Source organism: Streptomyces sp. NPDC046465, assembly GCF_040646035.1.
In the GTDB taxonomy this organism is placed as follows: Bacteria; Actinomycetota; Actinomycetes; order Streptomycetales; family Streptomycetaceae; genus Streptomyces.
In genome coordinates this window covers 268,329-281,002 of the sequence record NZ_JBEYZK010000001.1, presented here as the reverse complement: position 1 = coordinate 281,002, position 12,674 = coordinate 268,329, and the positions used below count along the sequence as shown (strand labels likewise).

The window sequence follows — 12,674 nt, the reverse complement described above, 5'->3', positions numbered from 1 at the left end:
TCCCCCTTGGTCCGACACCCCTACGGTCGCACATATGGGACACGTCACTGCGGCCGTGGGGGTAGACGGATGATGAACGGACCGGAGGAGAGCGGCGCTCTCGGTGCGGGGAGCGGATCTCCGACGCTGACGAGTGCCGCCTTCGACTGGCTGGCGCGCGCTCAGCAGGAGCCGCAGCAAGCGCACTGGGAGTGGCAGGAGCGGGGCATCGCCCTGCTGCCGCTCGGTAAGCGGTTCAACTCGGTGTGCCTGCCCGCCCGGATCGTGCACACAGGCGCCGGAACGGACGATCTCGACGGGGTGACCCGGACGCTGGCCGAGTTGCTCTGCGGCCCGGTCATCCACAACGCCCCGCAGAACACGTACTACGCGCTGGTCGAGAGGGGCCCGGTGGCACGGTGGCGCTACCCCCACGAGGCTCCGATGCTGGGCGCCGGGCACTTCCTGAGCGTGCCCGCCTCCGACCTCCACGGCCCGACCGGTCTGCACTGGGCGGTGCGTCCCCGCATCGTCGGTGACCTGTGCCCCGTGCCGGCCGTCGCCGCGCTCGTCCACATCGCCCGCGGGGCGCGCACCGGAGGGCACCCGTGAGCCTCATCGAGGAATCCGAGCTGGTGCGGCACGAGCAGGAGGTCTACGAGATCCTCCTCCTGCACACCGTGGAGTGCGCCACCTGTAGGGCCGACGAGGACTGCGAGGAAGCGGCACGGATCCGGCGGGCGCTACGCGAGACCCGGCTCGTCCTCCGACGCGCCGCCGAGCCTGCCGCGGCCAACGATGAGTGAGGGCACGCGGTTCTGCTGGCGCTGCGACGAGCCGATCACCCGGGGGCAGGTGGTGGTGACGGCCGTGAAGGTCTCCATGTCGGCCGGCGGCCACAGCATCTTGCTGCACGAGAGATGCCCCAAGCGGCCCGCCGCCGAGGAGTAGCCGCACGCGTTCGAGGACCCGCCGCGCGTCGAGGTGAGGGCTCAGCGGTCTCTGACTGGTCTTACCTCAGCGTGCCGTCCTTCTTGAGCTGCTTGACGTAGGCCCGCTCTTCGCGGGCGGCCCGGATCCTCGCCTTGTTGGCCTTCAAAGTCGCGATGTTGTCCTTCCGAGTCACGTTGGCGTGCTGAAGGCGCATCATGCGGGTCCGGTAGAAGGGAAAGAGGATGTGCCTGAGGATTGGGTGCTTCGCGTCGCGGGACTTCGGGATGTCGCCCATGGTGTTCCTCCCTCGGTTGCCCGGAGGGTACTGCTGGGCTCGGATGGTGGCACCCCTGTGGGGCGCGCGGGCTGGCCCGCCGCCATGGAGCGGCGTGACGTCAGAGCCGTACTGTCAGCGCGGACGGGACGATGAGGTGTCTCGCCCTGTGCTCTGCCGCAGCCGTCACCGCGTAGATGGCGGCCCCCTCCGACCTGGCTGGCCGCTCCAGGTCCTCCTGGCAGGCCGTGCACCGGGGGCACGCGGGATCGAAGTCGGGAAGCAGATCTGTGTGCTCGCGCCCCATGTGCTGCCCCAGAGCCAGTTGAGCGGACAGCCCGGAGTCGAACGGGTCGTAGTCCACCGATCCTGACGTGGTCAGCTCGGCCTCCGCGACTGCCTCCCGGGCGTTGATCATCCGCTGGTAGAGGCTCGTGCACTGGTCGCAGGCCATCAGCCATGCCGGAGGCACAGGCCACAGCTCGCTGTCGTGCAAGTCGTCCGTTGCCATGGGTCCAGAGCATAGAGCCGACGGCGGTTCGGTGGCTCTCGCACCAAGCCGACGATGCCAACGATGCGCGCTGTTGGGACGGAGGGGCCGCGGCGGAGCGGCGAGGCGGCGGCTTCTGTCGACCCGGTTGTGTGTGACGTTCAAATGTCTGACGTCTGTATGTATGCTGTTTCCATGGAACGCATCAGTACACCGCGTAGGGCAGCAAGCCTGTCCGCACAGCTCGTGGACAGTCTCCGCTCGCACATCGAAGCGGGTGGCTGGCCCGTGGGGACGCGCATCCCGTCGGAGCAGGCCCTCATCGAGGAGCTCGGAGTCGGGCGCAGCACGTTGCGGGAGGCGCTCGGGGCGCTCGTACATCTGGGGCTGCTGGAAGCCCGGAAAGGGGACGGGACCTACGTCCGCGCGTCGAGTGAGCTCCAGTCGGTCATGGTGCGGCGGGCGAGCTCCGCGCACCGGGACAGCGTGCTCGAACTGCGCACCGTCCTTGAGGAGTACGCCTCGGGGGCCGCCGCCCTTCGACGCAGCGAGGACCAACTCCACCAGTTGCGGGAGCTCTTGGCGGACGCCGACGCGGCCCATGCCGGTGAGGACATGTCCGCGGCCGGGAGCGTCGACGCGTTGTTCCATCGCGCCGTCGTCCGTGCGAGCGGCAACGACCTCCTGGTCGAGGTGTACGACTACCTCGGTACGGCCCTCACCTCCGCCTTGGGAGGCCTGCCCTGGGATGCCACCGCCGCCGAGGAGCACGCCAGGCTGCACCGGCGGCTCGTCGACGCGATCGAGGCCCGGGACGAGAGCGGCGCCCGCGAGGCCGCGGCTGCCATCGTCCGGCTCACCGGCGACCACGAGGCCGAGGCCGAGGCCGAAGCGGCACGGGCGGCGGAAGGACAGTGAGCGGCGGTCAGCGCTCCGCCTCCGCCTCCGCTTCCGCTTCCACCTCCACCTCCACCTCCACCTCCACCTCCGCCTCCGCCTCCGCCCCGCCCGTCGTCGATGACATCCGGCCCGCCGTGTCAATCGGGCTCATCATCGCGATCTGCCTCATAGCGGCGAACCTGCGTACCAGCCTGACCGGCGTCGGCACGCTGCTGCCCGCGATCGAGCGCGGCAGTGGCCTGACATCGAGTTGGGGCGGGCTGCTGGGCACCCTCCCGCTCCTGACGTTCGCCGCGACGTCGCCCCTGGTGGCCCGGGCCTCTCACCGGTTCGGCACCGCACGCCTCCTGGTGGCGGCCCTCGGCGCGCTGACCGTCGGAACCGTGGTCCGGTCGCTTCCCTCGGTCATCTGCCTGTTCGCCGGGACCGTGATCCTCTCGGCCGCCATCGCGTTCGGCAACGTGCTGCTGCCCGCTCTGATCAGACGGAGCGTGCCCGCACACCGCATTCACGGCGTCAGCGCTCTCTACGTCACCGTCATGGGCGTCACGGCCGCGGTCTCCTCCGGGATCTCCGCGCCCCTGTCCCACACCCTGCCGGGTTCCTGGCACACCGCTCTCGCCTGGGGTGTCGCCTTCACCGTCGCCGCGCTCCTCTTCTGGCTGCCCCGGATACGGGGCGACAGGCCCCAGGCCTCCAGCGGCGAGACCCGCAGTCCGATCCCCTGGCGGTCGCGACTCGCATGGCAGGTCAGCATCTTCATGGGGTTGCAGTCCCTGGCCTTCTACACCGCCGTCGCCTGGCTGCCCAGCATTCTGATCCACCGCGGCACGACCAGCACCGCGGCCGGCTGGATGCTGTTCTACTACCAGCTGATCGCCCTGGCGGCCAGCAGTCTCCTGCCCCTGTTGACCCGGGGTCGGCACGACCAGCGCTGGACCGCGGCCGGGGCCTCGGCCGTTGTCGCGGGCGGCTTCGCCGTGCTGCTTGCCGCCCCCTCGCTGTCCGTCCTGGCGTGCACTCTGCTCGGTCTGGGCGGCGGCGTGTGCCTCGTCCTCGCGCTGACCTTTCAGAGTGAACGCGCCGGAAGCGCGGGCGAAGCCGCCGCGCTGGCAGGCATGGCGCAGTCCATCGGCTACCTCGTGGCGGCGGCCGGGCCCCTCCTCCTCGGCATCCTGCACGACACCACGGACAGCTGGACCCTTCCGCTCACGGTCCTGGTCGTTCTCGGTATCGCCATGGCCGGGGCCGGTTACGGCGCGGGGCGAGCCCGCCAAGTGCGCTGATCCGCCCGCTGACGAGCGTCCACCCACGCCTCCCCTCCCGCCGCAAAGGAGAGACATCCTCATGACCGGTTCGCAGCCCTCGACCGACGAGTGCGGCGCACGTACCGCACGTACCGCACGTACCGCACCTACCGCACTTGCCGCACTCACCGCTCAGCGCAGCGCCCATCTCTACGCGACAGATCCGCAGTTCCGCGCCGCCGCACCCCTGGCAGCCGTCAACGAGGCGATCCGGCGGCCCGGCCTCCCGCTCGCCGACCTTGTGGCCACGGTGATGGAGGGTTACGCGGATCGCCCCGCCCTGGGCGAGCGCGCCACGGAGCCGGTCACCGACCCGGATACGGGCCGCACCACGCTGCGCCTCCTGGACCGGTTCGACACGCTCACCTACGCCGAACTGTGGGAACGGGTCGGCGCGTTAGCCTCCGAATGGCTCCACCACCCCAAAGGCCCCGAACACGCCCTCAGCCAGGGCGACTTCGTCGCGCTTCTCGGGTCCACGAGCGCCGAGTACGCCACCGTGGACCTGGCGTGCGTCCGCACCGGTGCCGTGTCCGTTCCGCTCCAGGCCGGCGCCCCGGCGGCGCACCTAGCCCCCATCGTCGCGCAGACCGGACCCCGCGTACTCGCGGTGGACGTGGCGCATCTCGATGTCGCCCTGGAAATCGCGGCGGACGCCCCGTCACTGGGCAGGATCATCGTTCTCGGCCACCGTCCCGAGGCCACCGCGCACCGGGAAGCGCTGGACTCGGCGCGCACCCGACTCGCGATGCAGGGACGAGGCGTGGTCCTGGACACGCTGGCGTCGGCCATCGAGCGAGGAACGTCCCGGCCCCAAAGGCCCCTGCCGCCCGTTCCCCGGAGCCCCGAGGGGGCGACGGCGGCGGCCGACGCGCTCAGCACGCTGATCTACACCTCGGGCAGTACCGGCACCCCCAAGGGCGCCATGTACACCCAGCACCTGGTCAGACAGTTCTGGGTCGACTTCGTGCCGGGTCAGGAGACGCGGCCGTCCATCGTGCTCAACTACATGCCCCTGAGCCACATGATGGGCCGGGGCGTGCTGTTCGGCACGCTCGCCAAGGGCGGCATCGCCTACTTCACGGCGTCGAGCGACTTGTCGACACTCTTCGAGGATCTCGCCCTGGTCCGCCCCACCGAGTTCCTCATGGTGCCCCGCATCTGCGACATGCTCTTCCAGCGCCACGAGAGTGAGTCGGCGGAGGAACTCCGGGAGAAGACCCTGGGAGGCCGTCTGCTGTGGGCGGCCAACGCCTCGGCACCGCTCGGCGCGGAGATGACGGCGTTCGTCGAGAGCTGCCTGCACGTCAGCATGCTCGACGGTTACGGGTCGACGGAAGCCGGAATCGTCTGGTTCGACGGCCGGGTGCTGCGCCCGCCGGTGACCGACCGCAAGCTGGCGGACGTGCCCGAGCTCGGATACTTCAGCACCGACTCCCCGCACCCCAGGGGCGAACTGCTGATCAAGTCCGAGCGGCTCGTCCCCGGCTACTTCCGGCGGCCGGACGCCACCGCCCAGGTCTTCGACGAGGACGGTTTCTACCGCACGGGCGACATCGTGGCCCGCGTCGGCCCCGACGAGCTGGTGTACGTCGACCGCCGCTCCAGCGTCCTCAAGCTGTCCCAGGGCGAGTTCGTGGCCGTCTCCCGTCTGGAGTCCCTCTTCACCGGCAGTCCGGTCGTCCGGCAGGTCTTCGTGTACGGCAACAGTGCCCGTGCCTACCTGCTCGCGGTCATCGTGCCCACCCCGGACGCGCTCGACCGCGCAGGTGAGGACAGTCGGCTTCTCAGGTCGATCCTGCGCGAGTCCCTGCAGCGTATCGCCACGGAAGCGGGCCTCAACTCGTACGAGATTCCCAGGGACTTCCTCATCGAGACCGAGCCGTTCAGCCAGTGGAACGGGTTGCTCTCCGGAGTGCGCAAGCCGCTGCGCCCCGCGCTGACGAAGCGCTACGGCGAGCGCCTCGAAGCGCTGTACACCGAGCTGACCGAGCGCGAGAACGACGAACTCGAAGCACTGCGCCACGGCGGCCCGGACCGGCCGGTTCCGGAAACGGTGTTCCGGGCCGCCCGCGCCCTTCTCGGACAACGGAAGGGCGACGTGGCGCCCGGCACACGCTTCGTCGAACTCGGCGGTGACAGCCTTTCCGCGCTGTCGTACTGCCAACTGCTGAAGGAGATCTTCCACGTCGACGTCCCTGTCGACGTCGTCATCAACCCGGTCAACACGCTCCAGCACGTGGCTGATCACATCGAGAAGGCGCTCGGCTCGGGGCACCACCGTCCGACCGCCGACACCGTCCACGGTCCGGGCGCGACGCGGCTACGGGCGGACGACCTCACGATGGACGCGTTCCCCGTCATGGACGCGTTCCTCGACGCGGAGACCATGGCGAAGGCCAACCGGCCCGCCGCCCTACTGCCCGAGGCCCTGCCCGAGGCCCAGCCCCAGGCCCTGCCCGAGGCCCGCACCGTCCTGCTGACCGGTGCCAACGGCTACCTGGGCCGCTTCCTGTGCCTCGAATGGCTGGAGCGCGTCGCGGAGCGCGACGGCACGCTGGTGTGCGTGGTGCGTGGCGGCACCGACGAGCTGGCGCGGGCACGGCTCGACGCCGCCTTCGACAGCGGCGACCCGGAACTCCTCGACCACTACCGGGACTTGGCCGCCGAGCACCTGGAGGTGATCGCAGGCGACGTGGGGGAGCCCGGCCTCGGACTCGACAAGAAGACGTGGCAGCGGCTGGCCGGCACCGTCGACCTGATCGTTCACCCGGCGGCGCTGGTCAACCACGTCCTGCCCTACGACCAGCTGTTCGGCCCCAACGTGCTGGGTACGGCCGAGCTGATCAGGCTCGCGGTCACCTCCCGGATCAAGCAGTTCACCTACCTGTCGACGGTCGCCGTAGTCTTCGGGTCCGACGCGGCGGCCGACGAGGCGGCGGACATCCGGACCGCCTGCCGGGTGCGCGACCTCGACAGCGGCTACGCGAACGGCTACGGGGCCAGCAAGTGGGCGGGCGAGGTGCTGCTGCGCGAGGCGCACGACACGTTCGGCCTGCCGGTCGCCGTGTTCCGCTCGAACCTGATCCTCGCGCACCCCCGCTACCGGGGGCAGTTGAACATCCCGGACGTCTTCACACGCCTCTTGCTGAGCCTGCTGGCGACGGGAATCGCCCCGGGCAGCTTCTACGCGGGGGGTACGGGTGGCGGGCACGACGGCGGCGGGCACTACGACGGGCTTCCTGTGGACTTCACCGCGCAGGCCATCGCCTCCCTGGGCGACCGCGCGCGAGAGGGCCACCGGACCTTCAACGTCGTGAACCCGCACGAGGACGGCATCTCACTCGACACGTTCGTCGACTGGCTGGCGGCGGCCGGATATCCGCTGGCGCGCATCTACGACTATGACGAGTGGCTCGACCGCTTCGAGACCGCCCTGCGCGGCCTGCCCGACCGCCGACGGCAGCATTCGCTGCTCCCTCTGCTGGACGCCTTCGCGGCGCCGCAGGAGCTCCTGCCCGGTTCCGCCCTGCCGGCCCACCAGTTCCACGCGGCGGTGCGGGCCGCCGCATTCAACGAGGAGAACGACATCCCGCATCTCTCGCAGGACCTGATCACGAAGTACGTGGCGGACCTGCGGTCGCGGCACCTGCTGTGACCGCAGGGCTGCTCCTAGGGCCGCTCTGCGGGGTTCAGGTACGGGGTTCAGCGGCCTGAGCCCGGGTGCGTCCTGCGGTAGCGGCGGTCCCAGCGTTCCTGGCGCTCCTTGCGGAGGCGGTAGTCGCGGTAGGTCTTGGGGTAGCCACCGCCGCCTCCCGCACCGGCACCTCCCGCCCCGCCACCGCCTCCCGCCCCGCCACCGCCTGCCGCTCCGCCACCGCCCGAGCTCCCCGCGGAGCCGCTCTTCTTGGTGGCCGAGCCGCCGTCGTAGAAGCGGACCAGGTAGAAGGCGAGCGCTGCCGCGGCCAGCCACAGCAGCGGCTGGTCGAAGCCCAGGCCGACGAGGGCCAGGATCGCGACGACTATCAGGACGTTCATGGCTGCACCTCCGTGACCCGAAGCAGCTCGAAGACGGCTTGCGGACACCTCGAAGACAACTCGAAGACACCTCGAATACGGCTCGAAGACGGCTCTAGTTCGTGGCTGGTAGCGAGTCAACGCCCGCCCCCTGTGCCTGTCAATGGCTTGCGGGGAGGGAGCCGTCCGGTGTCTCGTGCACGTGTTTGAGGCGGGCTTTCGCGGTGCTCGGGAAGTCATGGGCCGCCCCTCGGTGGCACGCTGGAAGCATGTGCCGAAGCATCAAGACGCTCCGCCCGCCCGCCATCCCCGACGACGCCACCGAGGAGGAGATCCGGGCCGCCGCACTGCAGTACGTGCGCAAGGTGTCCGGGTTCCGCGCCCCGGCGGCGCACAACCGCGAGGTCTTCGACCGCGCCGTCGACACCGTGGCCGAGGCGACCGCGGAACTGCTCGCAGGCCTTGAAGTGCGCGGGGCGCGCGCGTCCTAGCCCGCCGATGCCCGGCGGGTCCGTGGTCGGCGGATCAGCCCGCCGCAGGCCGCCGTACGAGGAACGCCGCCCCCGCGCCCGCCGCGAACAGCGCGAGCAGGGACACGCCCGTGGCCAGCCACGTCGCGCCCAGCCACTGGCCGCCGAAGTAGCCGAGGGCGACGCTGTAGCCGGCCCAGGCCACGCCGGCCAGCACGGACCACGGCAGGAACTCGCGCAGCCTGCGGTGGGCCGCGCCCGCGCCGAGGGAGACGATCGAGCGTCCGGCGGGGGCGAAGCGCGCGATGACGACGAGGATGCCGCCGCCCCTGGCGAGCGCGGTGCCGAGTCGTTCCTGCGCGCTGGTCAGGCGGCGGGAACGGGCGATGGCGCGGTCGAGGCGTTCGCCGCCGCGCCAGGCGAGGCGGAAGGCCACCATGTCGCCGAGGACGGAGGCGGTGGCCGCGCAGAGGGTGAGCATCATGATGTCGGGCACCGCGTGCGGGACCTGCCCCGCGCCGGTGCCCGCGGCGGCGGCTGCGGTGGCCGACATGATGACGATGACGCCGCTCGGCAGGACGGGCACGAACACGTCGAACAGGACGGACAGGGCAACGACCGCGTAAATCCACGGACTGCCGGTCAACGACCCCACAATCTCAAGCACCGTAACTCCCCGTTACTCCCCGATCGGCAGCGCGGTGCCGCTGTGTAGCGGAGGACGGCATGAGCAGCCTGATGACAGCTGTACAGCGTACGCCGCGGGTGCGGCGGAAGATCCACGGGGGCCTTAGATGTTCCCTACATCACGTTCACCCGGCTGCCTCCCCCGATGCGGTGTACGGCCCCGAAGTCCCGTACGAACGAGTCAGTACCCACGCTGTGGGCGCGTGACACGAGGGACGGAGCGGTCGATGGTGGCAGTGGTGGTGGCCGGGGCTGTGGCGGCGGCGGTGCTGGCCGCGAGTGGTGGTGCGGTAGGCGGGGCGGTAGGCGGGGTGGAGCACCCCGGAGTGCGGGCCGAGGCGCGGTTCGCTCCGCCCTCGGCCTTCGTGCCCTCGCCCGCGCTGACGTACGACATGGACCTGGTGCCCGCCGCGTCCTGGATCGCGGTCGAGCAGCGCGGCGGAGGCGGCCACGGACATGGGGGTGGCTTGGTCGTCACGCTGCAGGTCAGGGGCATGAAGCCGGGGCACGCGTACGGAGTGCACGTGCACCAGAAGCCGTGCGGCGCGGACCCGGAGGCGGCCGACGGTCACTACCAGCACCGCGTCGACCCGGTGCAGCCGTCGAAGGACCCGGACTACGTGAACCCGGCGAACGAGGTGTGGCTGGACTTCACCGCCCGTGCGGACGGCTCCGGAGAGGCCCGCGCGCTGCACCACTGGGGGTTCCGGCCGGGCGAGGCCGCCTCCGTGGTCCTGCACGACGAGCCGGGCGGCGCGGGGGAGCGGGCGGCGTGCTTCACGGTGCCGTTCGAGCCGAGGGGTTGAGGGTTCGGACGCTGCGAGACCTCGTACGTACGAACGGCGCCTCCTCCCCGTACGTACGGGGGAGGAGGCGCCGTCCTGAGCGGAGCCGTCGAGCCGTCGAGGTGTCGAACCGTCGAGCCGTCGCGGATCAGGCCACGACGGCCGTGCCGCGCTTCGTGCGGGCGTCGGCGTCAGCGTCGGCGTCATCCGTCCCGCTCGTGGTCCGCGAGGGGAAGAGGCGGTCCAGGCCCCACGCGCCGGGCCCGGTGAAGACGATGAGCAGCATCGACCAGCAGAAGATCGCGGCGGCCTCGCCACCGTTCTCCATGGGCCAGAGGGCTTCAGGCTGGTGGACCTTGAAGTAGGCGTAGGCCATCGAGCCGGACGAGACGAACGCGGCGGCGCGGGTGCCGAGGCCCAGCAGGACCAGGGCGCCGCCGACGAGCTGGATGGCGGCCGCGTACCAGCCGGGCCAGGTGCCGACGGAGATCGTGCCGCCGCCCGACGCGCCGCCGAGGACGCCGAAGAGCGAGGCCGCTCCGTGGCAGGCGAAGAGCAGGCCGATCACTATGCGGAACAGGCCGAGGGCGTAGGGCTGGGCGCTGTTGAGACGTCCAGTCATGGTGGGGACTCCTTCGGTTGGGGGACGGTAACCGAGCGGAGGCCCAAGATTAGGGGAACCTAATTAGTGCTTGCAAGTTCAACATTCGGTCATCCGGAGATTCCGCTTCGGCTCCCTGCCGGGTTCGGACAGCGACCCGGCACCTCCGGCGGCGGTGCGCAGCGCGGCCCGCGCCACCGCGTCCGCGTCCGACAGTGTGATCGAGTCGACGCCAGGCCTGGCACCGGCCGCGGTCACCCAGTGGACCCCTTCGGTGGGCACTCCGAACGCGAATCTCCGTAGCTGCTTCCGACCCTGACGGTCGATCAGGCGATAGGGGCGCGCGGTCACATCCACGCCTCCGGTTTCATAGCCGTCGACCACATGAGGGCGGCATCCGCCGTCCGCGAGGAGCTGTCCGAGAAGCGCGTCGGCGGTGCGGCGCACATCGGGCTCGGGCAGCCGGGCCTCGATCAGCGTGGTGACGCTCACAGTGGAGTCCGGTACGTCGGGGGAGTGCGCGCGGAACGCCCCGCCGTCGGTCCGCACGGCCAGGCGCGGGCCGACCACCTCCAGGACCCCCGCCTCGATCAGCGCGGCCATCTCCTCGATGCGGCGACGCGGCGGGCCGATCGAGAGGAACGCGTTGAGCGGCGTGTACCAGCGGTCCAGGTGGTCGCGGCGCGAGGTGCCGGACAGGCCGCCGTGGTCGACGATCCCGCGGAGCTCGTTGCGCAGATCGCGCAGGACGTCGAGCGCGGCCTTCAGCGGGCCCGCGACATTGCCGAGCGCGGCCTGCGCGGCGTCCTCGCGTAGCCGGTCGAGCAGCCAGGCGCGGTGTGCGCGGGGGGAGGTGAAAGGGCGGGCCGGGTGCGGGCGGGAGAGCCGGTCCCAGGACCAGCGGTCGGCGTCAGCGATGCCGAACTCGCCCAGGACGAGGGCCTCTTGGGGGCTCTGATGCTGCGTGGCGAGAAACCGCTCCCGGAAGCCGCTCGGATCGCCGTAAGCATTGTGGACACCGGGTGCACCGTGGGCACCGGGGACGCCGTGGGCACCGGGGACGCCGTCGACCCGGCCCGCGATCAGCGCCGCGTAGTAGACCGTCTCCACCTCCTTCGCGATCAGCGGCCATATCTCCGCGAGGAAGTCGGGCGCTTCGCCGCTGTCCGCACGCTTGCGGAAGCGGGCCACGACGTCGGCGGTGAGGACGGCGGGCTCGTGACGCCCGTACGGGCCCTTCGCGTTGTCGCCGCGCGCCTGGTACGGGACGCCGCGCCGCGACCCCGCGTACAGGCGCGGCTCGTGGCCCGAGGGCTCGTAGCGCAGGGTGCCGCCTGGCGTGCGCAGGTACCGGCCGCCGCGGCCGCCGGTCAGTAGCGCCATGTGGTCGAAGAAGTTGAGGCCGAGTCCGCGCAGCAGCACGCGCTCGCCGGGGGCGATGACGGACAGGTCGAGGTCGGCGGGGTTGGCGGGCGGGAAGTGGCGCAGGCCGTGCCGGGCCGCGTGGTCCGCGAGGCGCCGCTGCTCGTCGTCACCGGCCGTCGGCAGGTGGCCCTGCGCGAGCACGACCGCGGCGAGCCCGGACAGTTCGAGTCCGTCGTCCAGTACGAGGGTCTGCAGCCCGTCGGCCGTCTCGTCGAGGCGTACGGCGCGCGCCGCGTGGACCTGGACGCGCACAGCGGCGGGGGCGCCGCGCACGGTTTCGGCGAAGACCCACTCCAGGTAGCGGCCGTAGCAGGCGCGGGACGGGTAGTCGTCGGGCCCGAGCCCCGGTACGCGGCCGTCGGCGGCCCACTCGTACAGGCTCGGTCCCGTACGTATCGGGCCCGAGCAGTCGACGCTCGCGTCGGTGAAGAGGGTCACCTGCGAGGCGACGGTGTTCATCAGGAGCTCGCCGGGCTGCGCCGTCCGCCAGACGCGGCCCGCGCCCGGCGGGGCGGGATCGACGACATGGACCGTCAGGCGTGTCCCCGGCGGGAGCAGTTCGGCCGCCGAGGCGCAGAGCCGTTCGAGCACGCTGGTGCCGCGGGGGCCCGCGCCGACCAGGGCGAGGGCGGACGCGTCCGGGGCGGACCGGCGCGGCGCGGGTGGGAGCGACGCGGTTACAGGTGCGGACAAAAGCGTGGCTCCCGGGGCGTAGAGGGCACTGGAAGAGGCAAGTCCGCCTCATCATGCCGTCGGACGCCCCGATGGCGAACCCCGCCCGGAGGATGCGCTTCCGGGTGTGGGCC

General features: G+C 71.4%; 14 protein-coding genes. 8 read left to right on the top strand and 6 right to left on the bottom strand.

Annotated features, from left to right (window positions below; all coding sequences use genetic code 11):
- Positions 1–69 precede the first annotated feature (69 nt).
- From ABZ953_RS01270 to ABZ953_RS01260, 3 genes are read left to right on the top strand one after another with little or no spacing between them, the layout of a single operon-like run.
- Positions 70–591: a hypothetical protein gene (locus tag ABZ953_RS01270; protein ID WP_361714723.1), complete on the top strand. Its 522-nt coding sequence runs from the start codon at positions 70–72 to the stop codon at positions 589–591.
- The gene (locus ABZ953_RS01265; protein ID WP_361714720.1) at positions 588–785 is read left to right on the top strand and encodes a hypothetical protein; all 198 of its coding nucleotides are present in this window, start codon (positions 588–590) and stop codon (positions 783–785) included. The genes ABZ953_RS01270 and ABZ953_RS01265 overlap by 4 nt, the downstream gene beginning before the upstream one ends.
- Positions 778–930 carry a hypothetical protein gene (locus ABZ953_RS01260; protein ID WP_361714717.1) on the top strand — a complete coding sequence of 51 codons (153 nt, stop codon included), beginning with the start codon at positions 778–780 and terminating at the stop codon, positions 928–930. The genes ABZ953_RS01265 and ABZ953_RS01260 overlap by 8 nt, the downstream gene beginning before the upstream one ends.
- A gap of 61 nt (positions 931–991) precedes the next feature.
- On the opposite strand, the gene ABZ953_RS01255 is transcribed toward ABZ953_RS01260, so the two are convergent.
- Positions 992–1,207 (bottom strand): hypothetical protein, encoded by a 216-nt coding sequence (locus ABZ953_RS01255; RefSeq protein ID WP_361714714.1) that lies wholly within the window; start codon positions 1,205–1,207, stop codon positions 992–994.
- Between the two features lie 100 nt (positions 1,208–1,307).
- Positions 1,308–1,697 (bottom strand): hypothetical protein, encoded by a 390-nt coding sequence (locus tag ABZ953_RS01250; RefSeq protein WP_361714711.1) that lies wholly within the window; start codon positions 1,695–1,697, stop codon positions 1,308–1,310.
- 174 nt (positions 1,698–1,871) lie between these two features.
- On the opposite strand from ABZ953_RS01250, the gene ABZ953_RS01245 reads away from it, so the two are divergent.
- The 3 genes from ABZ953_RS01245 to car all read left to right on the top strand — a co-directional run bounded on the left by ABZ953_RS01245 (position 1,872) and on the right by car (position 7,541).
- Entirely contained in the window at positions 1,872–2,594 is a 723-nt protein-coding gene (locus ABZ953_RS01245) for an FCD domain-containing protein (protein ID WP_361714708.1), read from the top strand.
- A 116-nt stretch (positions 2,595–2,710) separates the two neighbouring features.
- Positions 2,711–3,862, top strand: a complete 1,152-nt coding sequence (locus tag ABZ953_RS01240; protein WP_361714705.1) for an MFS transporter — start codon at positions 2,711–2,713, stop codon at positions 3,860–3,862.
- Between the two features lie 61 nt (positions 3,863–3,923).
- Positions 3,924–7,541, top strand: a complete 3,618-nt coding sequence (car, locus tag ABZ953_RS01235; RefSeq protein ID WP_361714702.1) for a carboxylic acid reductase — start codon at positions 3,924–3,926, stop codon at positions 7,539–7,541.
- Between the two features lie 47 nt (positions 7,542–7,588).
- Here car and ABZ953_RS01230 read toward each other — a convergent pair whose 3' ends face one another.
- Entirely contained in the window at positions 7,589–7,921 is a 333-nt protein-coding gene (locus ABZ953_RS01230) for a hypothetical protein (RefSeq protein ID WP_361714699.1), read from the bottom strand.
- 248 nt (positions 7,922–8,169) lie between these two features.
- On the opposite strand from ABZ953_RS01230, the gene ABZ953_RS01225 reads away from it, so the two are divergent.
- Complete coding sequence (locus ABZ953_RS01225) at positions 8,170–8,391, top strand: DUF2277 domain-containing protein (RefSeq protein ID WP_361714696.1); 222 nt, start codon at positions 8,170–8,172, stop codon at positions 8,389–8,391.
- Between the two features lie 34 nt (positions 8,392–8,425).
- On the opposite strand, the gene ABZ953_RS01220 is transcribed toward ABZ953_RS01225, so the two are convergent.
- The gene (locus ABZ953_RS01220; RefSeq protein ID WP_361714693.1) at positions 8,426–9,037 is read right to left on the bottom strand and encodes a VTT domain-containing protein; all 612 of its coding nucleotides are present in this window, start codon (positions 9,035–9,037) and stop codon (positions 8,426–8,428) included.
- Between the two features lie 247 nt (positions 9,038–9,284).
- Here ABZ953_RS01220 and ABZ953_RS01215 point away from each other — a divergent pair, with 247 nt between their 5' ends.
- On the top strand, positions 9,285–9,863 hold the full coding sequence (locus ABZ953_RS01215) for a superoxide dismutase family protein (protein WP_361715619.1): 579 nt from the start codon (positions 9,285–9,287) through the stop codon (positions 9,861–9,863).
- Positions 9,864–9,990: 127 nt separating this feature from the next.
- On the opposite strand, the gene ABZ953_RS01210 is transcribed toward ABZ953_RS01215, so the two are convergent.
- Positions 9,991–10,464, bottom strand: a complete 474-nt coding sequence (locus ABZ953_RS01210; protein ID WP_361714690.1) for a DoxX family protein — start codon at positions 10,462–10,464, stop codon at positions 9,991–9,993.
- Positions 10,465–10,542: 78 nt separating this feature from the next.
- Entirely contained in the window at positions 10,543–12,489 is a 1,947-nt protein-coding gene (locus tag ABZ953_RS01205; RefSeq protein WP_361715616.1) for an FAD/NAD(P)-binding protein, read from the bottom strand.
- Between the last annotated feature and the right edge of the window lie 185 nt (positions 12,490–12,674).